We start from the raw sequence: 24,226 nt of genomic DNA, 5'->3' as shown, positions 1-24,226 counted from the left end.
GGCGGGGATAGCATCGCCTCCCGTGAGTGCCGACCCCTTCGCCGTGCCCGCCGACCCGGACCCGTCCAGCTACCCGCGCAAGGTCCTCTTCGTCGCGGGCGCAGGTCGCTCCGGCACCAGCACCATGGCCGGGCTGATGAAGATCCTGGGCCTGCACGTGCCGCAGCCCGAGGTCGAGCCCGACGAGACCAACCCCAAGGGCTTCGCCGAGCCCGCCTGGGCCGTCGAGCACCACTCGCGGCTGCTGCGCGAGGCCGTGGTGCAGGTCAGCGACTCGCGCCCCGACGCGTGGTTCGAGACCGGCCGGGTCTCGGCGCGCGAGCCCGAGCGGATCGCCACCGCCGAGTGGCTCGAGGGCCACTTCGCGGTCAACCCCGAGCTGGTCGTCAAGGACCCGCGGCTGAGCTGGTTCCTCTCGCTGTGGCGGGTCGCCTCGATCCGCTGCGGGGCCACCCCCGTCTTCGCCACGATGCTGCGCCCGCCCTCGGAGGTCGTGGGCAGCAAGCAGAAGTACTACGCCAACCGGCTCGGCTCGGCGCACCTGGCCGCGTCGTGGCTCAACATGCTGCTGCACACCGAGCGCGCCACCCGCGAGTCGGTCGCCGACGGCGGCCGGGTCTTCGTGCGCTACGGCGACCTGCTCGACGACTGGGTCAAGGCGACCAGCCACGTGGGGGAGACCCTCGGGCTGCAGCACGTCGTCAACGCCAAGTCCGAGCGGATCCGCGACGGGCACCGCTTCGTCGACCCGGGCCTGCGCCGCGTCTCGGGCTCGCTCGACGACCTGGCCCTGCCCAAGCGGCTGCACGAGCTGACCGCCGAGACCTGGAACGAGCTCAACAAGCTCGCCGAGCCCGGTGGCGACCAGCCCGAGGTGCACCAGGCGCTCGACCAGCTGCGCGAGACCTACGTCGACCTCTACGAGGAGTCCGAGGCCATCTCGCGCTCCTCGGTGGTCGCGGCCGAGCAGAAGACCCGGCGCGGGCGCGACAAGGCTCCCGCCCCTGCGGCCCAGGCCGCCGGGGCGCCCGCCGCCCCGGCGTCGGGCTCCGCCGTCGACCGGATCCCGCACGGCCTGCGCGCCGCGATCCCGCCGAGCGTACGACGCGGCCTGCGCAAGGCCGCCGGGCGCGAGCGCTGAGCCGGTCGTGAACGCGATCCGCAACCCCGAGGGCCTGCGCAACATCGAGGGGCACACCGACTTCGACATCACCTGGCCCTGGAACCGCCCCGGCGGGCTGCGCCCCGGCGCCACCGCCGTGCTGCGGGTCAAGGACGAGTCGATGGCGCTGCCGTTCGTGCTGCCGCCGCTGCTGCGCGCCACCGACCACGTGGTCGTGGTCGACAACGGCTCGACCGACGGCACGCCCGAGGTGGCAGCCCGCGCGGCCGCCGACGCCGGGCTGGCCCACAAGCTGACCCAGCTGACGTACCCCTTCGAGGTGGCCCGCGCCGGCGCCGAGCACCTCGCGGTGCACGAGCTGTCGGTGCACTCGCTGTCGTACTTCTACAACTGGTGCTTCGCCCAGGTCGGCACCCGCTACTCCTGGAAGTGGGACGGCGACATGGTGCTGACCACCGAGGGCGAGGTCTCGATGTCCGACCTGACCTGGCAGGTCGGCGGCGTGCAGTCGATCATCCGGGTGCCGCGCCACGGGCTCTACATCGAGGACGAGTCGCTGGCCTACCTCGACCTGGGCCTGCGCAACGCCGAGGAGTGGGGCTACCCGGTGGGCCCCGACTTCGTCTTCACCAAGGCCTTCGAGTGGGAGATCCGCTCGACCCCCGACAACTGCCGCACCATGGGCCTGCCGCACGGGCTGTGCGTGGAGCTCAAGGACCTGCACGGCGACGAGTTCGCGCACTGGACCGACCCGACGTCGTTCGCCACCTCGTGGCGCAACCGCCGCAAGCGCCGCGAGTGGGCGGTCTTCCACGCGCTCAAGGAGGGCACCGTGCCGCCGGGCGTGCACGAGATCCGCGCCCCCGAGGGCGTGCACGTGGTCGACCACGTCACCCACGACTGGCTGCCCCGCGCCCCCCGCCCCCTCCAGGTCGGCTGACCCGCGCACCGTTGGTCGAGCAGCGACGAGCGCCAGCGAGGAGCGTCGCCGAGACCCGGTGACTGACGTGCCCGCCGTACGCCATGGACTCACGGGGTCTCGGCGTCGCTCGAGCCTTCGGCCCTCGCTGCTCGACCAACGGTTCGTAGGTCGAGCAGCGACGAGCGCCAGCGAGGAGCGTCGCCGAGACCCGGTGAGGTGCCCACGTGCCGTACGCCGGGTGGTTGCGGGGTCTCGGCGTCGCTCGAGCCTTCGGCCCTCGCTGCTCGACCGACGGCGGCCCTGCTCGACCAACGTCTGCGGTGGGCCAGGTCACACCGCCGCGGGTTACGCGTGTTGCCGGAGCGGCGTACCGTTCATGGGGTATCTGACGGACACGACGTCCGGTACCCACCCCGGCCCCCGCGCCAGCAGCCCCGGCTGCACCGACGAGGGGGTGGTCGGAGGGACTGGAACGAAAGGTTCTGACATGTCTCTCCCCGCACTGCGGGTGGGGGTGATCGGCGCTGGGCGCGTCGGCGCCGTCCTCGCTGCCCGCCTGCGCGACGCCGGCCACGAGGTCGTCGCCGCGGCCGGAGCCTCCGACGCCACCCTGGGTCGCATCGCCGCACTGCTGCCGGGCGTGCCCAACGCCAAGCCCACCGCGGTCGCCAGGGCCTGCGACCTGCTGCTGCTGACCGTGCCCGACGACATGCTCGACAACGTCGTCACCACGCTCGCCGGCGCCGGCGCGCTGCGCGAGGGCCAGCTGGTCGTGCACACCTCGGGCCGCCACGGCCTGGCCGTCCTCGAGCCCGCCCGCGCCGCGGGTGCGCGCACCGCCGCGATCCACCCCGCGATGACCTTCACCGGCACCGCGCTCGACCTCGACCGGCTCTCCGGCTGCGTCTTCGGCCTCACCGCCGGCGCCGGTGAGCGCGAGGTCGCCGAGCGCGTCGTCGCCGACCTCGGCGGCCGGGCGATGTGGGTGCCCGAGGAGATGCGCACGCTCTACCACGCCGGTCTCGCCCACGGCGCCAACCACCTGGTCACGCTGGTGACCGAGGCGATGGAGGTGCTGGCCGCCGCCGGCGCCGACGACCCCGCCGGCACCCTGCGCCCGCTGCTGGTCGCCGCCCTCGACAACGCCCTCGAGCACGGCGACGCCGCGCTGACCGGCCCGATCGTGCGCGGCGACGTCGGCACCGTGCGCGCCCACCTCCACGACATCACGGCCAACGCCCCCCAGACCAAGGCGTCGTACGTCGCCCTCGCCCGCGCCACGCTCGGGCGGGCGGTCACCGACGGGCGGATCGTGCCGCTGCGCGCGATGCGCATCCACGAGCTGCTCGACGAGCACTCCGCCACCCAGGTTCAGTCGGCTCATCCCGCGGCGGCGCGGGAGGACCGGTGAGCGCCCCGACCCTCGTCCGCACCCGCAGCGAGCTCGCCGAGCGCCTCGCACCCGCACGCAGGGACGGCCTGCGGGTCGGGCTGGTGCCGACGATGGGCGCCCTGCACGAGGGGCACGCCTCCCTGGTGCGGGTGGCGCGCGAGCACGTCGGCGACGGCCCGGTCGTGGTCTCGGTCTTCGTCAACCCGCTGCAGTTCGGCGAGGCCGCCGACCTCGAGACCTACCCGCGCACCCTCGAGGCCGACCTCGAGGTGTGCGCCCGCGAGGGGGTCGACGTCGTCTTCGCGCCCTCGGTCGACGAGGTCTACCCCGGCGGCGAGCCCGAGGTGACCGTCGAGCCCGGCCCGCTCGCCGACGTGCTCGAGGGCCGCACCCGCCCGGGCCACTACCGCGGCGTGCTGACCGTGGTCGCCAAGCTCTTCGGGCTGGTGCGCCCCGACGTGGCGGTCTTCGGCGAGAAGGACTACCAGCAGCTCGTGCTGATCCGCCGGATGGTCGCCGACCTGTGCCAGGGGGTGGAGGTCGTCGGCGCCGAGACCCGCCGCGAGGCCGACGGCCTGGCGATGTCGAGCCGCAACGTGCACCTCGACGACGAGCAGCGCGAGCAGGCCGTCGCGCTGAGCCGCACCCTGCTCGCCGCCGTCGAGGGATCGGCGTACGGCGCGAAGGTCGCCCTCGACGCAGCCCGCGGCGAGCTGCGGGACGCCGAGGGCGTCGACCTCGACTACCTCGAGATCACCGACCCGTCCCTGTCCGCGCTGCCCGACGACGTGCCGGCCGGCACCGACGCGCGGGTGCTGATCGCCGCCCGCGTCGGCAGCACCCGCCTCATCGACAACCTCCCCCTCGTCCTCGGTCGCCCCGCGGCCTCCCCCGACCAGCCCCACCACCAGGAGTGATCCGCATGCTGCGCACGATGATGAAGAGCAAGATCCACCGCGCGACCGTGACCCAGGCCGACCTGCACTACGTGGGCTCGGTGACCGTCGACGAGGACCTCCTCGACGCCGCCGACCTGCTCGCCGGCGAGCTGGTGCACATCGTCGACATCACCAACGGCGCCCGTCTCGAGACCTACACGATCGCCGGCGAGCGCGGCTCTGGCGTGATCGGCATCAACGGCGCCGCCGCGCGCCTGGTGCACCCCGGCGACCTGGTGATCCTGATCGCCTACGCCCAGATGGAGACCGCGGAGGCAAAGGAGCTGCAGCCGCACGTCGTCTTCGTCGACGGCGACAACAAGATCATGGCCACCGGCTACGACCCGGCCGAGACCTTCGACGGCCCCGGCCTGGTGCGCGGCGACGTCACCGCCGGTCGCTGAGCCGCCACGCCAGAGCCGCCGCGACCGCCTGCGACTAGCCTGACCCGATGCCCACCACCAGTCCCGTACGCCGCGTGCCCGGGCGCCTGAGCGCGCCCGAGCCCGGCTGGACGACCTCGGCCGACGTCGTGGTCATCGGCTCCGGCATCGCCGGCCTGACCGCGGCCCTGCGCCTCAAGGACGCGCTGGGCCCCGGCGAGAAGGTCCTGGTCGTCACCAAGGACGTGCTCTCGGCGGGCTCGACCCGCTGGGCCCAGGGCGGCATCGCCGCGGCGCTCGGCCCCGAGGACACCCCCGAGCAGCACGAGCGCGACACGCTCGTGGCCGGTGCCGGCGGCTGCGACCTCGAGGCGGTGCGCGCGCTGGTCACCGAGGGGCCCGAGGCGGTGCACGAGCTGATCGGCCTGGGCGCCCAGTTCGACCTCGACCCGCAGGGCGAGCTGTCGCTGACCCGCGAGGGCGGCCACCACCGCGACCGGATCGCGCACGCCGGCGGCGACGCCACCGGCGCCGAGATCCAGCGGGCGCTGGTCGCGGCCGTGGAGCGGGCCCCCGAGATCGAGGTGGTCCAGCACGCGCTGGCCGTCGACCTGCTGCTCGCCGCCGACGGCGGTGTCGCGGGCCTGACCCTGCATGTGATGGGGGAGGGCCAGCGCGACGGCGTCGGCGCGGTGCGCTGCCGCGCGGTGGTGCTGGCCAGCGGCGGGCTGGGCCAGGTCTTCTCGCAGACCACCAACCCCGCGGTCTCCACCGGCGACGGGATGGCGCTGGCGCTGCGGGCCGGGGCGACCCTGCGCGACCTCGAGTTCGTGCAGTTCCACCCCACCGTGATGTACCTGGGCCCCGACTCGGTGGGCCAGCAGCCGCTGATCTCCGAGGCGGTGCGCGGCGAGGGCGCCGTGCTGGTCGGCCCCGACGGCGACCGGTTCATGCAGGGCGCGCACCCGCTGGCCGACCTCGCTCCGCGCGACGTGGTCGCCAAGTCGATCATGCGGCGGATGCTCGAGACCGGGCTGCCGCACATGTGGCTCGACGCGACCCGCATCGGCGGCGACGAGCCCGCGGCGAGCTTCTGGGAGCGTCGTTTCCCGACCATCCTCGCGGTCTGCCGCAGCCACGGCGTCGACCCGGTCACCGACCTGATCCCGGTCGCCCCGGCCTGCCACTACGCCTCGGGCGGGGTGCGCACCGACCTGTGGGGCCGCTCCGACGTGCCGGGCCTCTACGCCACCGGTGAGGCGGCGTGCTCCGGCGTGCACGGCGCCAACCGCCTGGCCTCCAACTCGCTGCTCGAGGGCCTGGTCTTCTCGCGCCGCATCGCCACCGTGCTGCCCGGCGAGCTGCGGCCCTGGGCCGACCCCGCGCCCGACCGGCGCACCGCGGGCCTCGTGGCTGCCGGCGTACGCCGCTCGGTGCAGGAGGTGATGACCTCGCGGGTGGGCGTGCTGCGCACCGCCGCGGGGCTCGACGAGGCCACCGCCCAGCTCGACGCCCTGGCCTCGACCCCCAGCGACACGGTCGACGTGGCCGCCTGGGAGACCACCAACCTGCTCACCATCAGCGCCGCCCTGGCCGACGCCGCCACCCGCCGCGAGGAGACCCGCGGCTCGCACTGGCGCGAGGACCACCCCGAGCGCGACGACGCCGACTGGGCCGGCCACCTCGACGTGGTGATGCGCGACGGCGTCGGCAGCGTCGAGTTCCACCCCGAGCCCGCCAGCGACGCGCTGGTGGCCGCCGGCGCCACCCCGGAGGGAGCCCGATGATCGCCCGCACCTCGCTCGGCGACCTGCCGCGCGCCCTGGTCGAGGAGCTCGCCGCGGCGGGCCTGGACCCCCGCGCCGTGCACGCCCACGTCGCCGACGCCTTCGAGGAGGACCTGCCCGGCGGCGCCGACGACGTCACCAGCGCCGCGATGCCGCCGATGGGCCACGCGGTCGCCGACGTCGCCGCCCGCGAGGCCGGCGTGGTCGCCGGGTTGGGGGTCGCCGAGCTGGCGTTCCGCTACGGCCTCGGCGACGACCTCGAGGTGCTGCACCGGGTGCCGGACGGCACCCGGGTTAGCCCCGGCGACGTGGTGATGACGGTCGCCGGCCCGGTCGCGGCGGTGCTGACCGCCGAGCGCACGGCCCTCAACTTCGCCTCCCACCTCTCCGGGGTCGCCAGCGCGACCGCCGCCTGGGTCGCTGCCCTCGAGGGCACGTCCGCGCGGGTGCTCGACACCCGCAAGACCCTGCCAGGCTGGCGCTCGCTGCAGAAGTACGCCGTGCGCTGCGGCGGCGGGCTCAACCACCGGATGAGCCTGGTCGACCGGGCGATGGTCAAGGACAACCACGTGGTCGCCGCCGGCGGCGTCGTCGAGGCCTACCGCGCGGTGCGCGCCGCCAGCCCCGACGTGCGCGTCGAGGTGGAGGTCACCGACCTCGACGAGCTGCGTGCGGTGCTCGAGGCCGGCTGCACCGAGGTGCTGCTCGACAACATGGACGACGCCACGATGGCCGAGGCGGTGCGCCTGACCGCCGGCCGCGCCACCCTGGAGGCCTCCGGCGGGCTGACCCTCGAGCGGGCGGGTGCGGTGGCCGCCACCGGCGTCGACTTCATCTCCGTGGGCGCGCTGACCCACTCGGTGCGCGTCTTCGACCTCGGCCTCGACTTCCGCGAGGACTGAGCCGTGGTGCTGCTGGCCGCCGACATCGGCAACGCCCACACGGTGCTGGGACTCCTCCAGCCGGCGGCCGAGGGGCCCGGCCACGACGTGCTGGCGCACTGGCGGGTTGGCACCGACGAGCGGCGTACGGCCGACGAGTGGGCGGTGCTGCTGCGTGGGCTGCTGGGCCGGCAGAGCTCCGAGATCGAGGGGCTCGCGGTCTGCTCGACGGTGCCGTCGGTGCTGCACGAGTGGCGCGACATGCTCGGCTCGCACTTCGACGACGTGCCCCGGGTGGTCGTCGAGCCGGGCGTGCGCACCGGCATCCCGGTGCTGATGGACAACCCGCGCGAGGTCGGCAGCGACCGCATCATCAACGCCCTGGCCGTGGCCACCCTGCACTCCGGGCCGGCCGTGGTCGTCGACTTCGGCGGCACCGCCACCACCTTCGACGTGGTCAGCGCGCAGGGCCAGTACGTCGGCGGCGCGATCGCCCCGGGCATCGAGATCAGCCTCGAGGCGCTGGGTCGCCGCGGCGCCCAGCTGCGCAAGGTCGAGCTCGCGCGGCCCCGCTCGGTGATCGCCAAGAACACCGTCGAGGCGCTGCAGTCGGGGATGGTCTTCGGCGCCGCCGCCCAGGTCGAGGGCCTCGTGCACCGCATGGTCGCCGAGCTCGGGGTGCACGCCGACGACATGACCGTGGTCGCCACCGGCCACCTGGCCCCGCTGGTGCTCGAGGAGTGCTCGGTCTTCACCGTGCACGACCCCTGGCTGACGCTGCGCGGCCTCGGCCTGGTCTACGACCGCAACCGCTGACGCGCTCCTCGGGTCGTGGTCCGGGTCGTGGTCCGGGTCGTGGTCTGGGTCGTGGCCCGTGGCCGCGCCAGGGCGCGTCCTGGGTCACACGACTCGAACCACGAGGCAAACCACGAGGCAGACCACGACCCGGACCACGACTCATTTGCCGCAGGCAATCCCGCAATTCGGTGAGTGCTTTTACAAGGAATGTCCGGGGACGACTCGGAATTGCGGGTAAAGAAAACCGCGTCGATTGTTTGCGAACTGCGCGCAATGGCATGATGTCGAATGCTGCACAGCGAAACGCAGCTATTGCCCCGCATTCGACTTCGACGTCCGCGGGTTTATTGTCTCTGTTCGAGCGACAGCAAGGAAGAACAAATGGCGCAGAAGGTCCAGATCATTCTCGAGGACGACCTCGACGGCACCGAGGCATCGGAGACCGTCTCCTTCGCACTCGACGGCACTTCCTACGAGATCGACCTGACTGCCGAGAACGCGGCCGAGATGCGCGACGCGTTCGCCCGCTACGTCGGCCACGCCCGCAAGGTCTCCTCCTCGCGCCGCGGCTCGGGGCGTCGTACGTCGACCGCCGGCTCCGGGTCCGCGGGCGGCTCGGGCCCGAGCACCAAGGACATCCGCGACTGGGCGCGCGAGCAGGGCATGGAGGTCTCCGAGCGGGGCCGCGTGAGCAGCGAGGTGCGCGAGGCGTACGACGCCGCGCACTGACCCGCACCCACCAGCACCACCCAGCAGCACCCCAGCACCACCCGGAGGCCCGTTCGCTGACAGCGGACGGGTCTTCGGTCGTGAGGGGGAACGCGTAGGCTGGTCGTGGGGTTGGAACAGATGTCTCCACCGCTCGACGATCGGGCGGGGAATCCCCCACACAGCTTGAGGAGCGATGCCCATGTTCGAGCGGTTTACCGACCGAGCCCGCCGGGTGGTCGTGCTGGCCCAGGAAGAGGCCCGCATGCTCTCCCACAACTACATCGGCACCGAGCACATCCTGCTGGGCCTGATCCACGAGGGCGAGGGCGTGGCCGCGAAGGCGCTGGAGAGCCTCGACATCTCGCTCGAGGCGGTGCGTGCCCAGGTCGAGGAGATCATCGGCCAGGGCCAGCAGGCGCCCAGCGGCCACATCCCCTTCACCCCGCGCGCCAAGAAGGTGCTCGAGCTCTCGCTGCGCGAGGCGCTCCAGCTCGGCCACTCCTACATCGGCACCGAGCACATCCTGCTCGGGCTGATCCGCGAGGGAGAGGGCGTGGCCGCGCAGGTGCTGCAGAAGCTCGGCGCCGACCTCAACCGGGTCCGCCAGCAGGTCATCCAGCTGCTCTCGGGCTTCCAGGGCAAGGAGTCCACGGCCTCGGCCGCGGCGGCGACGTCCGGTGCCGGCGAGGCGCCGTCGTCCTCGCTGGTGCTCGACCAGTTCGGGCGCAACCTGACCCAGGACGCCCGCGAGGGCAAGCTCGACCCGGTGATCGGGCGCGACCAGGAGATCGAGCGGGTCATGCAGATCCTCTCGCGGCGCACGAAGAACAACCCGGTCCTGATCGGTGAGCCCGGCGTCGGCAAGACCACCGTCGTCGAGGGCCTGGCCGCCGACATCGTCAAGGGCAACGTGCCCGAGACGCTGAAGGACAAGCAGATCTACACGCTCGACCTGGGTGCCCTGGTGGCCGGCTCGCGCTACCGCGGTGACTTCGAGGAGCGCCTGAAGAAGGTGCTGAAGGAGATCCGCACCCGCGGCGACATCGTGCTGTTCATCGACGAGATCCACACCCTCGTCGGTGCCGGCGCGGCCGAGGGCGCGATCGACGCCGCCAGCATCCTCAAGCCGATGCTGGCCCGCGGCGAGCTGCAGACCATCGGTGCCACCACGCTCGACGAGTACCGCAAGCACCTGGAGAAGGACGCCGCGCTCGAGCGCCGCTTCCAGCCGATCCAGGTCGCGGAGCCCTCGATCGCGCACACCATCGAGATGCTCAAGGGCCTGCGCGACCGCTACGAGGCGCACCACCGGGTCACCATCACCGACGAGGCGCTGGTCTCGGCCGCCACCCTGGCCGACCGCTACATCTCCGACCGGTTCCTGCCCGACAAGGCGATCGACCTCATCGACGAGGCCGGCTCGCGCCTGCGCATCCGCCGGATGACCGCGCCCGCCGACCTGCGTGAGTACGACGACAAGATCGACGCGGTGCGGCAGAAGAAGGAGGCCGCCATCGACGGCCAGGACTTCGAGGCCGCCGCCCGGCTGCGCGACGAGGAGAAGCAGCTCATCCTCAAGAAGGCCGAGCGCGAGAAGCAGTGGCGCGCCGGCGACATGGACGAGGTCGCCGAGGTCGACGAGGAGCTGATCGCCGAGGTGCTCGCCGTGGCGACCGGCATCCCGATCGTGAAGCTGTCGGAGGAGGAGTCCACGCGGCTGCTCAAGATGGAGGACGAGCTGCACAAGCGCGTCATCGGCCAGGACGAGGCCGTCCGGGCCCTGTCGCGGGCGATCCGACGTACGCGTGCCGGCCTGAAGGACCCCAAGCGTCCCGGTGGTTCGTTCATCTTCGCCGGCCCCTCGGGCGTCGGAAAGACGTGGCTCTCCAAGTCGCTCGCCGAATTCCTCTTCGGTGACGAGGACTCGCTGATCCAGCTCGACATGAGCGAGTTCTCCGAGAAGCACACGGTGAGCCGTCTGTTCGGTTCTCCTCCGGGCTACGTCGGTTATGAAGAGGGCGGTCAGCTGACCGAGAAGGTGCGGCGCAAGCCGTTCTCGGTGGTGCTCTTCGACGAGGTCGAGAAGGCGCACCCCGACATCTTCAACAGCCTGCTGCAGATTCTCGAGGAGGGCCGTCTGACCGATTCGCAGGGTCGGGTGGTCGACTTCAAGAACACCGTCATCATCATGACCACCAACCTCGGCACCCGAGACATCGCCAAGTCGGTCCACCTCGGTTTCAACCAGGGTGGCGACGCGGCCGGTTCCTACGAGCTGATGAAGGGCAAGGTCCGCGACGAGCTCAAGCAGCACTTCCGGCCCGAGTTCCTCAACCGGGTCGACGAGACGATCGTCTTCCCGCCGCTCTCGCGCGAGCAGATCGTGCACATGGTCGACAACATGGTCGCCGGTGTGGAGCTGCGGCTTCGCGACCGCGACATGGGCCTGGAGCTGACGCAGACGGCCAAGAACCTGTTGGCCGAGCGGGGCTTCGACCCGGTCCTGGGTGCCCGGCCGCTGCGCCGCACGGTGCAGCGCGAGATCGAGGACACCCTCGCCGAGAAGATGCTCTTCGGCGAGGTCGGCCCCGGCCAGCTGGTGCTGGTCGACGTGGAGGGCGAGGGCGCCGAGGCGACCTTCACCTTCACCGGCCAGAAGGTCGCGGCGCTGCCCGACGTCCCGCCGCTCGAGGCCGCCGGCGCGGTCGAGGGCCCGGACGACGAGTCCGGCCCGACCGACGTGCCGAAGGGTGGCCCCGCTCCCGAGTGAGGCGCCTGAGCACTCACTCGTGCGTCCGGGGCCGCGGGGGACGTCATACCTCTGGCTCGAACGGACGTTCCGCCCGTACGACGTCCCGCGCGCCTCAGGGCAGGGCGTAGACGTCGGGCGCGACCTGGGCGACCAGCCGGTCGGCGACCAGTCCGGCCAGGCAGCGGGTGCGCTGCGCCTCGTCGGGCCAGGTCGCGTCGAGGGCCGAGCGGTGCACCGGCGCGTGGTTCTCGCGCAGCACCGCCATCAGCCGGCCCCGGCACTGCCGGTCGGTGCCGTCCCAGGCCTGCGCGCGCCGCGGCGGGCCGTCGTACGCCGGGTGGCCGGCCAGGTGCCACGCGCACCGCTCGGCGACCGGGCAGGCCTCGCAGCGTGGGCCGGCCGCGGTGCAGACCAGCGCTCCCAGCTCCATCACTGCGACCGCCCAGGTGGCCGCGGTGGCGGCGTCGTCGGGCACCAGCGCCGCGGCGGCGTCACGCTCGGCGCGGGTCAGCGAACGCCCCGGCAGCTCGGCGCCGCCGACGACGCGTGCCAGCACCCGGCGCACGTTGGTGTCGAGCACGACGTGGCGGCGCCCGAAGGCGAAGCTCGCCACCGCCGCGGCGGTGTAGTCGCCGACCCCGGGCAGGGCGAGCAGGTCGTCGTAGTCGGAGGGCACCTCGCCGTCGTGCTCGGCGACGATCGCGGTGGCGGCGGCGTGCAGCCGCAGCGCGCGGCGCGGGTAGCCCAGCCGACCCCAGGCCCGCACGGCCTCGCCGGTCGGCTCCGCGGCCAGGTCGGCGGGGGTGGGCCAGCGCTCCAGCCAGGCCTCGTGCACCGGCAGCACCCGCACGACCGGGGTCTGCTGCAGCATCAGCTCGGAGACCAGCACCGACCACGGCGAGGCCTCCGGCCGACGCCAGGGCAGGTCGCGCTGGTGCTCGTCGTACCAGTCCAGGATCGGGTCGTGCAGGTCGCTGGTGGGCATCGGTGACATTCTCCGCCAGGGCCTCGGAGCGCCTCGCCGAGCCCCCCGCCGAGGCTGGCTAGATTGGTGCCCCATGAGCACCATGACCCGGGGACCCCACGCGCCCGCGGTCTACTGGCGCCGACGTCTGGTCGTGGCGCTGGTGGCCCTCTTCCTCGTCTTCGGCACCGCCCGGCTGCTCGGGCTCGGCGGCGACGACGACACCGCCGAGGACCAGCTGGTGCAGAGCTCGGCCGAGACGACGTCGGAGACCGAGGAGACGTCGGGGCAGGTCGCCCCCTCGTCGGTGCTGCCGACCAGCGACGCCGCCGCCACCTCCGGGGACGGCACCGGGCAGACCAGCGGCCAGGGCTCGGGGAAGAACAAGAAGAAGAAGGCCAAGGAGCCCGCCGCGCCCCCCGAGCCGGTCGGCACGTGCGTGGCCAGCGACGTCCGGGTCGAGCCCGTCGTCGAGGACGCGGTGGCCGGGCGCAGCGTGACCATCGGCCTCGAGCTGCGCACCCGCGACGCGGTGGCCTGCACGTGGGAGGTCTCGCCCGGCGCGCTGACCATGAAGATCACCTCGGGGCCCGACGAGATCTGGACCAGCCGGCAGTGCCCCAAGGCGGTGCCGACCGAGGAGGTCGTGCTGCGCAACCAGGGCACTACCACGGTCGAGGTGGTCTGGAGCTCGCGCCGCTCCGACGACTCGTGCAGCAAGCTGACCGACTGGGCGCTCCCCGGCTTCTACCACGTGACGGCGGCCGCGCTGGCCGGTGAGCCGCGCGACCTCCAGTTCGAGCTGGAGGCGCCGGTGGCGCCCACCGTCACCGCCTCGCCCGAGCCGGAGACCGGCGAGAAGAACAAGAAGAAGGATCGCGGCTAGGCCCGCGAGCGCCCCAGCACCGTCTCGTCGAGGTGCTCGAGCAGGTCGCGCGGGGTGTCGTGCACGCTGACGGCCCCGGCCTCGAGCAGCTCGGCGGTGCTGATGCCGCCGGTGCGCAGGCCGATGCAGGCCACGCCCGCGCGCTTGGCGGACTCCACGTCCCACACCGTGTCGCCCAGCATCACCGTCCGCTCGGGGTCGTGGGAGCCCAAAGCGACCTCGAGCAGGTCGGGCGCGGGCTTGGACTCGTCGGCGTCGCCGCCGGCCACCCGGTCGTGCAGCAGCGGCCCGGCGCCCTCGACGATCTCCAGCAGCCGCTCGCTGAGCTCCTTGTCGGCCGAGCTGGCCAGCACCAGGGTGAAGCCGCGGGTGCGCAGCTCCTCCAGCAGCTCGACCGCGCCGTCGGTGGCCACGATCTCGTGGAAGCGCTCGTCGAGGCGCTCCTTGTGGCGGGCACGCACCTCGTCGCCGACCGCGTTCTCGACGCTCTCGCCGGCGACCGCGGCGACCAGCCGGTCGCCGCCCATCCCGATCGAGCGGTGCAGGCGGTGCGCGGCCACGTCGACCCCGACGTCGCGGAACGCGGCGCGCCAGGCGGTGGTGTGCTGGTAGACCGAGTCGACGAGGGTCCCGTCGAGGTCGAGCAGGACGGTGTCGATGCCGGCGTCGTGGGAAGTCATGGGGGCCACCGTCGCACGCGGGCGCGGATGCGCCTTCACCCCGAGGGGCGTGGGTACGCCGCCGGTCCGGCGGCCCGGCGTACGATCTGTCGATCCCTGACCCCGAGGAGCGTCTCCGTGACGAACCGATCAGCCGAGCCCACCGACGACCTCGAGCTCGCCGACGTCCTCTGGTTCGTCGTCGCGGTCGGCTTCTACGCCTTGGCCGCGCTGCCCGCGGCGTGGGCCGTCAACGCGATCATCGACGCCGGGCACGCCGACTACGTGCCGACCCTCGTGCTCGTCGCCGTGGTCGGTGCCGTGGTGAGGGTGGACCCGTTCTCGCTGCGCGACGGGCGGGGCTAGGGGGTCGAGCGGGGGGACCCGGGCGATCAGCCCGGTCGATCAACCCAGCCGGTCGCGCAGCTTGGCCAGCAGCGGCTCGGCGGCCTCGTCGAGGAAGCGCTGCTGCTGCTCGTCGCCGACCTGCACGAGCGCGACGTCGGTGAAGCCCGCGTCCTTGAAGGCCGAGACCGACTCGACGATCTTGTCGAGGTCGGGGCCGCAGGGGATGTTCTCGGCGACGTCCTCGGGGCGCACGAACTGCGTGGCTCCCGCGAAGCCGGCGGTGGTCGGCAGGTCGGCGTTGACCTTCCAGCCGCCGGCGAACCAGCGGAACTGCGCGTGCGCCCGCTCGCGGGCCGCGTCCTCGTCGGGGTCCCAGCAGATCGGGATCTGCCCGATGGCCCGGGCGCCGTCGCCGATGCGCGGCGCGCCCTCGACGGCGTTCCAGGAGCTGACGAGGTCGGGATCGGGCTCGACGGCGATCAGGTCGTCGGCGAGCGGGGCGAAGCGCTGCACGCCCTTGTCGCCGGCCACCGCCAGCGCCAGGCGCACCGGCTCGTCGGGCAGGTCCCAGATGCGCGAGGAGTCGACGTCGAAGTGCTCGCCGCGGTAGGTGACCAGGTCGCCGGCGTGCAGGGCGCGGATGATCTCGAGGGCCTCGACGAGCATCGCCTGGCGGGTGTCGACCGCCGGCCAGCCGTGCCCGACGGTGTGCTCGTTGAGGTTCTCGCCGCTGCCCAGCCCGAGGGTGAAGCGGCCGTTGCTGAGCACGCCCATGGTCGCGGCCTTCTGGGCAACCACGGCCGGGTGGTACCTGATGGTGGGGCAGGTGATGTAGGTCATCAGCTCGACCCGCTCGGTGACCTGGCTGACCGCGCCGAGCATCGACCAGGCGTACGGCGCGTGGCCCTGCTCGGTCAGCCACGGGCTGAAGTGGTCGCTGGAGACCTCGAAGTCGAAGCCGGCCCGTTCCGCGTCAGCGGCGTAGCCCACCAGCTCGCGAGGCCCGCTCTGCTCGGTCATCAACGTGTACCCGAATCGCATGGCACCGACGCTAGGAACGCCCGCCGCGCGGCTGCTCACCCGGCCGGGTGCGACCGATCTGGCTGATTCGGCTGCGCGCGGCGCCCGGGCCGGGGCACCATGTGTGGCGTCGCGACACCGCACGACGTCGTGGTGGCGACGACCGCGGAGCAAACCCTCCACAAAGTCTCCACAGAACGACCGGGGCGGACCAAAACCTCACCTCGGCGGGTGAAAGGTGCACTTGTGGGCTCGGAGCAAGGGCCGATCGGCAGTACTTTCGAGGATGTGTCTACCTCTCGTCCCGTCCGTGTGGCCCTCATCGACAACTTCGAGGTGTCCGTCGCGGGCCTGCGGGCGCTCCTCGCCCCCTTCTCGGGCCGGGTGAACCTCCTCGAGCTGCGCACGGCGATGAACAAGCCGTCCGCGGTCGACGTGATCCTCTACGAGCCGGTGCGCCAGTCGCCGACCACGCAGGGGATGCTGCGCGACCTGGTGCGGGCCTCGCAGAAGCAGGCGGTCGTCTACTCGTGGCGCGACCAGGAGGGCGAGCTGCGAGGCTCCTTCGCCGGCCACCTGTCCAAGGCGCTGCCGGTCAGCGAGCTGGTCGCGGCGCTCGAGAGCCTGCACGACGGCGGCGAGATGACCTCCCGGCGCCGGATGCCGGCCGACCCCGGACCCTTGAGCATCATCTCGCGCGCGTCGGCGACCGACGTCGAGCTGACGCCTCGGGAGGCCGAGATCCTGGCCCTGGTCACCCAGGGGCTGACGAACTCCGAGATCGGCGCGCAGCTCTACCTGAGCATCAACTCGGTCAAGACCTACATCCGTGCGGCCTACCGCAAGATCGAGGTCACCCGTCGCGCCCAGGCCGTGGCGTGGGGCATGGAGCACGGCCTCGCGCCGCTCAGCGAGCGCGCGATGGCGAGCGTCTGAGCAAAATCTGCGGGAAGCCCCGCAGACGGGCAGAAGTTTGCTACTGTCCTCCGCGAACGTACGGGGACACTCCTCGACCGGGTGATGCATCACCAGCGCCGGGTGATTTCGATACGTGTCCGCGGCCCTCGTGGCCGCGACGCAGGCGGTGGGCCTCGACCCTAACGAGGCCCACCGTTCTGTCGTTGTAGGGCGTTTCGCACCCGCCTGGGGGTCTCCTTCCCCGGCTGGCGGGGTCCTAATCCTCCCGACCCGGACGGATCTCGCAGAGGCTCGGAATCCCAGGGCCTCAGCGGCGTCGACGGGGGTCGAGGGTCACCAGGGCGCCCAGCACGGCGACGGCCCCGGAGACGATCTCGCTGGCGGCGCTGGTCTGGGTGTCGTGGGCCCCGACGAAGCCGACGAGGATCATCACGGCGCCGGTCGCGAGGGCGATCGCGGTGGCGACCAGGGTGCGGCCGTGCCGCACCAGCCAGAGCCCGGCCAGGAGCAGCACGATCCCGCCGCCCATCGCCCACCAGGTGCCCACGCGCCCGGTGGGCGTCTCGGGGTAGAGGACCCACTGGGAGAGGGCCAGCCAGGCGCCGGCCGCCAGGACCAGCAGGGCGCCCACGGGCACCAGGTTGAGCCGGGTGCCGCGCCGGTCCTCGAGGCGGCGGCGTACCTCGTGGGTGAGCTCCTCGGCGTGCTCGGCCGTGGCGTCGTCGTCCTGGCGGGTGCCGGCTCCGGGCCGTTCGACGGTCTCGTTCTCGCCGCTGACCAGGTCGGCGGGGGAGGAGCCGGTGTCGACGTCCCACATCAGCCCGCTGCGCCAGGCGCCGACGGCCCCGGCCAGCAGCAGGACGCCGCCCACGACGCCGACGACGACGTCGAGCATGATCACGCCGATCCCCAGCACCACCACCCCGGCCAGCAGGACCAGCAGGCTGGCCCAGGTCCACCGGGTGTGCACCGTGTGCGTGCGGCCGCTGTAGTGCGGCTCCGGGTCGTCGTTCGTGCGGTCGGGGGTTCGCTCGTCGGTCATCGTCGGTTGCCACCTCCGTGCTCGGTCTCACCGGCACGGGTACCCCGCTGGGGACGGGCGCACACCTGCGAAAGGGTGGGCCCCGTGGGACTCGAACCCACAACCAAGAGATTAAAAGTCTCCTGCTCTGCCAATTGAGCTAGAGGCCCTGATTTCGCGGCAAGTATGCCGTGGCAAGGTCGACGGCGACACGCGAGGGTGCCCGGCTCGATGCATGCGATCGGCAGGCACGGGGCACGTGTCGCCGGGTGCCGTCACGGGGCGTCCGAGCGGCCGGCCACGTGTCTGGTCGACGTCGAGGGGAGCGAGTGGAGATGGCTGGGTCAGGCAGGGTCACCGAGGCGATGCTGCGTGCCCCGAAGACCCTGCCGGCCCACGCGAGCGTCGGCGACGTGCGCGCGCTGCTGCTCGACGACCACGTGCACATGGCGCTGCTGGTCTCGGGCGACCGCCTGGTCGGCACGGTGACCCGGGCCGACCTCGAGGCCACGGATGCTTCCGACCCGGCCGCCCCGGCGGTCTCGATCTCCAGGCTGGAGGGGCGCACCGTGGCTCCCCTCGACCCTCTCGAAGCCGCGCGGTCACACCTCGTCGCCACCGGCCAGCGGCGTCTTGCCGTGGTGGACCGGGCCGGCACGCTGCTGGGGCTGCTGTGCCTCAAGCGCACCGGCGACGGGTTCTGCAGCGACCGGGACGTCGCGTCGCGCGCGGCGGCCCGCCGCGTCAGGCCCTGAAGAGGGACTCGTACGCCGCGCGCACGCGCTCGCGGTCCGCGTCGAGCGCGGGCGCGTCCTGGCTCATGGTGTGCACCATCGCCGCCTGCCGGCGCAGGGCGGACACCGCGCCCGGGCGCTGCTCGGTGTCGAGCGAGCGTTCCACGGAGTGCAGGACCTCGAGCAGGTAGATCAGCGCGGTCGGCTGGTCGGCCGAGGCGATGCGCAGCTCGTCGAACGCCAGGCCGACCAGCTGCTCGTGTGTGGTCGCCCTCGGCACCATCAACGACTGGCCCCGGTCGCCGCTCAGCCGCTGCGCGGGAGGGACGCGACGCAGCAGGTCGGCCAGCAGCACCCCCATGTGCGAGAGCGCGTCGTGCGCGGTCGTCGGGTCGTTGATGCCCGGGCTCATCGCCTTGAGCGCGACGTCGGCGAGCTGGCGCACGCCGTAGGCCAGGTCCTGCTGCATGGTCCTGGTCTCGCCGACGATCACGGCGCGCCGGATGGCGTCCTCGACGTCGTCGTCGACCGCGTCCGGCGGCCAGACGTGGCACACCGGCGTGTTCTGGACCGCGTAGAGCCCGGCGAAGGTGTCCAGCCGCACCCGGCAGCCCGCCGGGACCGCCGCCAGCAGGCCGTCGTAGTCGACGTTCTGCACCCAGCCGTGACCGACGAAGCGCACCGGCGCGGCGGTGTCGGGCAGGCCGAGCGCCTCACCGGCGTCCGTGGCGTCGGCGTCGGGGTCCGGTTCCGGCCACCCCACCCGCGCCTGCTCGAGCGCCTCGCAGGTGACCCGGTGCAGGATCTTGGAGATGTCCATCGAGTGCGCCGCGTGGTTGATGAACGCGACGATGGCCAGGATCGAGGCGATGCCCAGCACCACGGCGAGCAGGATCGAGACGCTGGGCACGATCCCGTCGCCCTCGGACTCCAGCGAGCTGCGCACCGCACGAAGCACGACGAGGCAGTAGGTGAAGGTGCCGATCACCAGCCCCATGACCCGCTTGTTGAACGGGTCGCGGAACATCCCGTGCACCACGCGCGGCGAGTACTGGCTCGAGGCCAGGGAGATGAGCAGGAGGCTGACCGAGAACGCGATGCCCGCGAAGGTGAGCGTCGCGCCGGCCACCGTGGTCAGGACTGTCCGGGCGCTGTCGACCGTGGCGGTCAGCCGGGGGTGGATGCCCTCGACCCACGCGTCCACCAGGAGCATCACCTCCCCGAGCACCACGGCCGTCACGACGCAGACCATCGGCACGAAGAAGAGGCTGCTGCGCACGCTGTCGGCGTACGAGCGGAGTCGGTGCAGCATGCCGGGCTCGCTTCCTGGTGGGTGTGCGTGACCGTAGCCGACCTGCGGCCCCTCGTGCGGCCGTCCGGGCTCGTGGTTGACGGCGACGGGCCCGCAGGGCACGGTCCTGCCAGGTCGGGGGCCGGCCGCACCGCCCAGACCTGGCCGTCCTGGCCGCCCTGACCACGACGCGAGGAGACCTGATGAACGACGTGCGCGTCGAGACCGACGGCGACGTCACCACGATCGTGATGAGCCGCCCCGAGCGGCACAACGCGGTCGGGCGTTCCATGGCCGACGAGCTGGCGCAGGCCTTCCGCGACTTCGAGGAGTCGGAGGCCAAGGTCGCCGTGCTGGCCGGCGACGGGCCCTCGTTCTGCGCCGGGGCCGACCTGAAGGCGGTCGGCACGACCGAGGCCAACCGGGTCTCGCCCGGCGGCGACGGGCCGATGGGGCCGACCCGGATGGAGCTCTCCAAGCCGGTGGTCGCCGCGATCCACGGCCACGCGGTCGCGGGCGGGCTCGAGCTCGCCGTGTGGTGCGACCTGCGGGTGGCCGACGAGGACGCCGTCCTCGGGGTCTACTGCCGCCGCTGGGGGGTCCCCCTCATCGACGGCGGGACGGTGCGGCTGCCGCGCCTCATCGGCCACGGCCGGGCGATGGACCTCATCCTCACCGGCCGGGCCGTGGGTGCGCAGGAGGCGCTGGAGATGGGCCTGGTCAACCGGGTGGCCCCGGCCGGCACCGTCCGGGCCGCGGCCACCGCGCTGGCCCACGACATCGCGCGGATGCCGCAGACCTGCCTGCGCGGCGACCTCCGCTCGGCGCGTGCCCAGTGGGGCGAGACCGAGGAGGAGGCGATGCGGCGCGAGCTCGCCATCGGGCTGGTCTCCCTCGAGGCCGACGGGCTCGCCGGCGCGGGCCGGTTCGCGGCGGGCCGGGGCCGCGGCGGGTCCTTCGAGGACATCTGAGGCCCACTAGGGTGCGGCCATGACCAGCACCGGACCCGAGGCCACGACCACCCACGACGGCCCCCTGCGCGTCGAGCGTGACGGCCACGTCGAGACCTGGACGATCGACCTGCCCGAGACCCGCAACCCGATCTCGGGGCCCGACGTGGTCGCGGCGTTCGTCGAGCACACCGCCCGGGTGGACCGCGACGGCGACGTGCGCGCGGTCATCCTGACCGGGGCCGGGTCGGCCTTCTCGGCCGGTGGCAACGTGCACGAGATGGCCGAGCGGCGCGGGATGTTCTCGGGGGCGCCGTACGAGCAGCGCAACGGCTACCGGCACGGCATCCAGCAGATCCCGCTGGCGCTGCGCCGCTGCGAGGTGCCCTTCATCGCGGCCGTCAACGGTCCCGCGGTCGGCGCCGGCTGCGACCTGGCGATGATGTGCGACCTGCGCATCGCCTCCACCAAGGCCTTCTTCGCCGAGTCCTTCGTGCAGCTCGGGATCATCCCCGGCGACGGGGGAGCGTGGTTCCTGACCCGCGCGATCGGGCCGGCCCGGGCCGCCGAGATGGCCCTGACCGGCGACCGGGTCGATGCCGCGACCGCTCTGGAGTGGGGGATGGTCTCGCGCGTCGTCGAGCCCGAGGACCTCCTCGGCGCCGCCCGCGACCTGGCCGAGCGGGTCGCCAAGAACCCTCCGCACGCGACCCGGATGGCCAAGAAGCTCCTCCAGGAGTCCCAGCAGCGCGACCTCGAGGGCGTCCTCGAGCTCAGCGCAGCGATGCAGGCGATCTCCCACCACACCCAGGACCACACCGACGCGGTGCAGGCCTTCGTCGAGCGCACCCGCCGGTAGGGCGGTTCGCCCACGCCCGGGGCCCCGCGGGGTCGATGATGTCGCGGTGACATCGCCCCTCTCCCGCCGCGCGGCCTCCCTGGTCGCCGCGCTCGCGGTCTCGGTCCCCCTGCTCGCCACCCTGGCCACCGCGCCGGCCTCGTCGGCACCCACCGCGCCGTCCGCAGCCGCCTTGCGTACGTCGGCAGCCGACACCCCCACCATCCGCTGGCGCGACTGCGGACGCTTCGACTGCGGGCGGATGGTCGCGCCGCTCGACCACGACGAGCCCGACGGCGCCGACATCACCCTCAACCTGGTGCGGGTCCCGGCCCGCAAGCCCGCCCGGCGCGTCGGCGCCGTCTTCGTCAACCCCGGGGGCCCGGGTGGCGGCGCGGCCGACTTCGCGCCGTACGCCGCCAGGCTGCTGGGGCCCAAGGTGCGCAAGCGCTTCGACGTGGTCGGTGTCGACCCCCGCGGCGTCGCCGGCAGCAGCGGGCTGGCCTGCCGCGGGCGCAGCGACGCGTCGTACCCGCGCGTGGCCTTCCCCGACACCCGCAGCCAGCGGCGCGACTGGCTGGAGTTCGACGCCACCGTGCAGCGCCTGTGCGGGCGCGAGCGGATCGTCGACCACATGAGCACCGCCGACACGGCCCGCGACATGGACCTGGTGCGCCAGGCGCTGGGTGACGAGCAGGCGAGCTTCTTCGGGGCGTCCTACGGATCGGTACTGGGCGCGACCTGGGTCTCGCTGTTCCCCGACACGGTGCGGGTCGCGGTCGTCGACGGCGTGCTCGACCCGGTGGCCTGGACGACCGGGCGCGACCTGCCCGACGGCACCCCCGGCGCCAGCCTGCCCGCCAGCGGCCGGCTGGGCAGCGAGGTCGGCGCCCGCGACGCGCTGGCTGCCGGGCTCGCCGAGTGCGACGCCGCCGGGCGGCGGGAGTGCCGCCTGGCCGGCGGTGCGCTGGGCCGCTGGGACGCGGTCGCGGCCCGGCTGCGCGGCGACCGCGCGGCCGCGCGCCGGGTGGGGTTGTCCTACTCCGACTTCGTCGGCGCCACGCTCGGGATGCTCTACGGCGGCGACGTGGCCTTCATCGCCGACTTCACCTTCCGTGCCGAGCGCCAGCTGGCCCGTTCCGCCGGCCGCCCGCTCTCCGGCGAGGCGGCCGAGGTGGACGGGTCGCTGACGCGCAGCGTGCGCGAGGTCCGCGACCGCCTGGCCGACTCCCCGTTCCCCGGCCCGTGGAGCGCCACCGCCGCGCAGCGGCGCGCCGGCTCGCGGATCTGGGTCGACGGCAGCTTCCACGGGGTGCTGTGCTCCGACGCGCTCAACCCCACCGACACCGACGCCTGGGTCGAGAACGCCGAGCGCACCCGCGCCGCGGGCGCCGACTTCGGTCCGCTGTGGTCGTGGAGCTCGTCGGCCTGCGCGGCCTGGCCGGGCTCGGGCGAGGACGCCTACCGCGGACCGTTCGCGATGCCGGGTGCCGAGCGGCTGCTGGTGGTCAGCAACCGTCACGACCCGGCCACCCCGTTGAGCGGCGCGGTGGCGCTGCAGGAGCTGATGCCCGGCTCGCGGCTGGTCACGACCGGTGAGACCGGCCACGTCGCCACGGGCACCAACAGGTGTGCCACGGCGCTGGTGCGACAGGCCCTGAGCACCGCCCGCACGCCCGCCGAGGACGTCTTCTGCGCCCGCGAACGGGCCCCGTTCACCGGGTGATCGAGAAAAAGACGCCCGCGATTGGTTTGCGGACGGGGTGGGCGCGGTAGTGTGGGGCTCAGCAACAGATGCAAGTTCCAGCAGGTCGACGCCAGCGGAGTTTGTGATCCAACGGCGTTTCAGCTTGTACGGGTCCTGCCAAGGTCAAAGCAAGTCGGAGCGACGTGTCACCGCATCAAGTTTGCCGGGCCGTCGAAGTGACGGTCCTCGCTTTGACTAAGGAGTACCAAGCACATGGCACAGGGCACCGTTAAGTGGTTCAACGCCGAGAAGGGTTTCGGCTTCATTGCGCAGGAGGACGGCGGCGACGACGTCTTCGTGCACTACTCGGCGATCCAGACCCAGGGCTACAAGTCCCTGGACGAGAACCAGAAGGTCGAGTTCGACGTCACGCAGGGCCCCAAGGGCCCGCAGGCGGAGAACGTTCGTCCCGTCTGATCAGGACGTCTCCGGCTCCTAGCCGGTAGCAGCACGACGAGGCCCCACCCGGTGACGGGTGGGGCCTTCGTTGCGTCCGGGGCGGGCGTTGCTGAGTTTTGGCACAGAATTGTCGCGGTGGGTGTTTGCTTGGCCGGTGCGTCGGGCAGTCTGGTCTCCGATGGACATCAACGAGCTGAGCGGAGGAAGAGTGCACGATCAGTTCGACGTCTCGCTCGAGGACTCCGACCTGCTCGGGGAGGTCGAGCTGACCACCAACCTCATCATCGCGGCCTCGGAGTCCGAGGAGCACCTCAGCCAGCCCGAGATCGACGACATCCTCGGCATCGCGCTGCGCCGCGACGCCTCCTGACGCCCGGTCCTGCAGGGCCGCCCCGAAGCGGCCCTGCGGCGCCGGGCTCTTTTCTTGTTTGCATTCCTACCCTAGGGGGGTACCCTATGGACATGGTTGAGCACCAGCACGGGTACCTGCACCGCAAGGACGACTACCTCGCCCGCCTGCGCCGCATCGAGGGCCAGGCCCGCGGCCTGCAGCGGATGGTCGAGGAGGAGCAGTACTGCATCGACATCCTGACCCAGGTCTCGGCGATGACGAAGGCGCTGCAGGCGGTCTCGCTGGGGCTGCTCGACGAGCACATGCACCACTGCGTCGCCGACGCGGCCCGGGCCGGCGAGGCCGAGGGGCGCGCCAAGATCGACGAGGCCGTCGCCGCCATCACCCGACTCGTGAAGTCCTGAAGGAGCA

25 protein-coding genes and 1 tRNA gene are annotated in these 24,226 nt (G+C 72.8%); 20 read left to right on the top strand and 6 right to left on the bottom strand.

Going from position 1 to position 24,226, the window contains the following annotated elements:
* The first annotated feature begins 22 nt into the window (after positions 1-22).
* The 10 genes from QWJ41_RS14440 to QWJ41_RS14395 all read left to right on the top strand — a co-directional run bounded on the left by QWJ41_RS14440 (position 23) and on the right by QWJ41_RS14395 (position 11,706).
* Positions 23-1,141 carry a sulfotransferase family protein gene (locus tag QWJ41_RS14440; protein WP_302709106.1) on the top strand — a complete coding sequence of 373 codons (1,119 nt, stop codon included), beginning with the start codon at positions 23-25 and terminating at the stop codon, positions 1,139-1,141.
* A gap of 7 nt (positions 1,142-1,148) precedes the next feature.
* On the top strand, positions 1,149-2,063 hold the full coding sequence (locus QWJ41_RS14435) for a hypothetical protein (RefSeq protein ID WP_302709105.1): 915 nt from the start codon (positions 1,149-1,151) through the stop codon (positions 2,061-2,063).
* Between the two features lie 469 nt (positions 2,064-2,532).
* Positions 2,533-3,456: a Rossmann-like and DUF2520 domain-containing protein gene (locus tag QWJ41_RS14430; RefSeq protein WP_302709104.1), complete on the top strand. Its 924-nt coding sequence runs from the start codon at positions 2,533-2,535 to the stop codon at positions 3,454-3,456.
* Positions 3,453-4,355: a pantoate--beta-alanine ligase gene (gene panC, locus QWJ41_RS14425; RefSeq protein ID WP_302709103.1), complete on the top strand. Its 903-nt coding sequence runs from the start codon at positions 3,453-3,455 to the stop codon at positions 4,353-4,355. The genes QWJ41_RS14430 and panC overlap by 4 nt, the downstream gene beginning before the upstream one ends.
* 5 nt (positions 4,356-4,360) lie before the next feature.
* A complete protein-coding gene (gene panD, locus QWJ41_RS14420) occupies positions 4,361-4,780 on the top strand; it encodes an aspartate 1-decarboxylase (protein ID WP_193669933.1) in 420 nt (139 codons plus the stop codon).
* Positions 4,781-4,827: 47 nt separating this feature from the next.
* Positions 4,828-6,546 (top strand): L-aspartate oxidase, encoded by a 1,719-nt coding sequence (locus QWJ41_RS14415; RefSeq protein WP_302709102.1) that lies wholly within the window; start codon positions 4,828-4,830, stop codon positions 6,544-6,546.
* Positions 6,543-7,448: a carboxylating nicotinate-nucleotide diphosphorylase gene (gene nadC, locus QWJ41_RS14410; protein ID WP_302709101.1), complete on the top strand. Its 906-nt coding sequence runs from the start codon at positions 6,543-6,545 to the stop codon at positions 7,446-7,448. The genes QWJ41_RS14415 and nadC overlap by 4 nt, the downstream gene beginning before the upstream one ends.
* A 3-nt stretch (positions 7,449-7,451) precedes the next feature.
* Positions 7,452-8,243, top strand: coding sequence for a type III pantothenate kinase (locus QWJ41_RS14405; RefSeq protein WP_336623295.1), 792 nt, complete (start codon positions 7,452-7,454; stop codon positions 8,241-8,243).
* A gap of 363 nt (positions 8,244-8,606) precedes the next feature.
* The gene (locus tag QWJ41_RS14400) at positions 8,607-8,954 is read left to right on the top strand and encodes a histone-like nucleoid-structuring protein Lsr2 (RefSeq protein WP_302709100.1); all 348 of its coding nucleotides are present in this window, start codon (positions 8,607-8,609) and stop codon (positions 8,952-8,954) included.
* A 181-nt stretch (positions 8,955-9,135) separates the two neighbouring features.
* Entirely contained in the window at positions 9,136-11,706 is a 2,571-nt protein-coding gene (locus QWJ41_RS14395; protein ID WP_302709099.1) for an ATP-dependent Clp protease ATP-binding subunit, read from the top strand.
* A 94-nt stretch (positions 11,707-11,800) separates the two neighbouring features.
* Here QWJ41_RS14395 and QWJ41_RS14390 read toward each other — a convergent pair whose 3' ends face one another.
* Positions 11,801-12,682 (bottom strand): HhH-GPD family protein, encoded by an 882-nt coding sequence (locus QWJ41_RS14390; RefSeq protein ID WP_439117330.1) that lies wholly within the window; start codon positions 12,680-12,682, stop codon positions 11,801-11,803.
* 64 nt (positions 12,683-12,746) lie between these two features.
* On the opposite strand from QWJ41_RS14390, the gene QWJ41_RS14385 reads away from it, so the two are divergent.
* Positions 12,747-13,538, top strand: a complete 792-nt coding sequence (locus QWJ41_RS14385; protein ID WP_302709097.1) for a hypothetical protein — start codon at positions 12,747-12,749, stop codon at positions 13,536-13,538.
* On the opposite strand, the gene QWJ41_RS14380 is transcribed toward QWJ41_RS14385, so the two are convergent.
* Complete coding sequence (locus QWJ41_RS14380) at positions 13,535-14,218, bottom strand: HAD family hydrolase (RefSeq protein WP_302709096.1); 684 nt, start codon at positions 14,216-14,218, stop codon at positions 13,535-13,537. The genes QWJ41_RS14385 and QWJ41_RS14380 overlap by 4 nt on opposite strands.
* Positions 14,219-14,335: 117 nt before the next feature.
* On the opposite strand from QWJ41_RS14380, the gene QWJ41_RS14375 reads away from it, so the two are divergent.
* Positions 14,336-14,563 carry a hypothetical protein gene (locus QWJ41_RS14375; RefSeq protein ID WP_302709095.1) on the top strand — a complete coding sequence of 76 codons (228 nt, stop codon included), beginning with the start codon at positions 14,336-14,338 and terminating at the stop codon, positions 14,561-14,563.
* A 39-nt stretch (positions 14,564-14,602) separates the two neighbouring features.
* On the opposite strand, the gene QWJ41_RS14370 is transcribed toward QWJ41_RS14375, so the two are convergent.
* The gene (locus QWJ41_RS14370; protein WP_302709094.1) at positions 14,603-15,586 is read right to left on the bottom strand and encodes a TIGR03557 family F420-dependent LLM class oxidoreductase; all 984 of its coding nucleotides are present in this window, start codon (positions 15,584-15,586) and stop codon (positions 14,603-14,605) included.
* Positions 15,587-15,853: 267 nt separating this feature from the next.
* On the opposite strand from QWJ41_RS14370, the gene QWJ41_RS14365 reads away from it, so the two are divergent.
* Positions 15,854-16,501 carry a helix-turn-helix transcriptional regulator gene (locus tag QWJ41_RS14365; RefSeq protein WP_302709093.1) on the top strand — a complete coding sequence of 216 codons (648 nt, stop codon included), beginning with the start codon at positions 15,854-15,856 and terminating at the stop codon, positions 16,499-16,501.
* A 289-nt stretch (positions 16,502-16,790) separates the two neighbouring features.
* Here QWJ41_RS14365 and QWJ41_RS14360 read toward each other — a convergent pair whose 3' ends face one another.
* Positions 16,791-17,525, bottom strand: a complete 735-nt coding sequence (locus QWJ41_RS14360) for a DMT family transporter (protein WP_302709092.1) — start codon at positions 17,523-17,525, stop codon at positions 16,791-16,793.
* Between the two features lie 76 nt (positions 17,526-17,601).
* Positions 17,602-17,674 (bottom strand) — tRNA-Lys (locus tag QWJ41_RS14355).
* Positions 17,675-17,839: 165 nt separating this feature from the next.
* On the opposite strand from QWJ41_RS14355, the gene QWJ41_RS14350 reads away from it, so the two are divergent.
* Positions 17,840-18,259 (top strand): CBS domain-containing protein, encoded by a 420-nt coding sequence (locus QWJ41_RS14350; RefSeq protein ID WP_302709091.1) that lies wholly within the window; start codon positions 17,840-17,842, stop codon positions 18,257-18,259.
* On the opposite strand, the gene QWJ41_RS14345 is transcribed toward QWJ41_RS14350, so the two are convergent.
* A complete protein-coding gene (locus QWJ41_RS14345) occupies positions 18,249-19,550 on the bottom strand; it encodes a DUF2254 domain-containing protein (protein WP_302709090.1) in 1,302 nt (433 codons plus the stop codon). The genes QWJ41_RS14350 and QWJ41_RS14345 overlap by 11 nt on opposite strands.
* A 182-nt stretch (positions 19,551-19,732) precedes the next feature.
* On the opposite strand from QWJ41_RS14345, the gene QWJ41_RS14340 reads away from it, so the two are divergent.
* From QWJ41_RS14340 to QWJ41_RS14315, 6 genes are all read left to right on the top strand, one after another.
* Positions 19,733-20,500: a crotonase/enoyl-CoA hydratase family protein gene (locus QWJ41_RS14340; protein ID WP_302709089.1), complete on the top strand. Its 768-nt coding sequence runs from the start codon at positions 19,733-19,735 to the stop codon at positions 20,498-20,500.
* Between the two features lie 19 nt (positions 20,501-20,519).
* Positions 20,520-21,338 (top strand): crotonase/enoyl-CoA hydratase family protein, encoded by an 819-nt coding sequence (locus QWJ41_RS14335; protein WP_302709088.1) that lies wholly within the window; start codon positions 20,520-20,522, stop codon positions 21,336-21,338.
* Between the two features lie 46 nt (positions 21,339-21,384).
* A complete protein-coding gene (locus QWJ41_RS14330) occupies positions 21,385-23,043 on the top strand; it encodes an alpha/beta hydrolase (RefSeq protein ID WP_302709087.1) in 1,659 nt (552 codons plus the stop codon).
* Between the two features lie 234 nt (positions 23,044-23,277).
* The gene (locus QWJ41_RS14325; protein ID WP_056863399.1) at positions 23,278-23,481 is read left to right on the top strand and encodes a cold-shock protein; all 204 of its coding nucleotides are present in this window, start codon (positions 23,278-23,280) and stop codon (positions 23,479-23,481) included.
* Positions 23,482-23,641: 160 nt separating this feature from the next.
* Positions 23,642-23,833, top strand: a complete 192-nt coding sequence (locus tag QWJ41_RS14320; RefSeq protein ID WP_302709086.1) for a hypothetical protein — start codon at positions 23,642-23,644, stop codon at positions 23,831-23,833.
* 92 nt (positions 23,834-23,925) lie between these two features.
* A complete protein-coding gene (locus QWJ41_RS14315) occupies positions 23,926-24,219 on the top strand; it encodes a metal-sensitive transcriptional regulator (RefSeq protein WP_179615261.1) in 294 nt (97 codons plus the stop codon).
* Positions 24,220-24,226: the final 7 nt, after the last annotated feature.

Source organism: Nocardioides cremeus (assembly GCF_030518195.1).
In the GTDB taxonomy this organism is placed as follows: Bacteria; Actinomycetota; Actinomycetes; order Propionibacteriales; family Nocardioidaceae; genus Nocardioides; species Nocardioides cremeus.
This window is presented reverse-complemented; position numbering and strand designations above follow the sequence as displayed.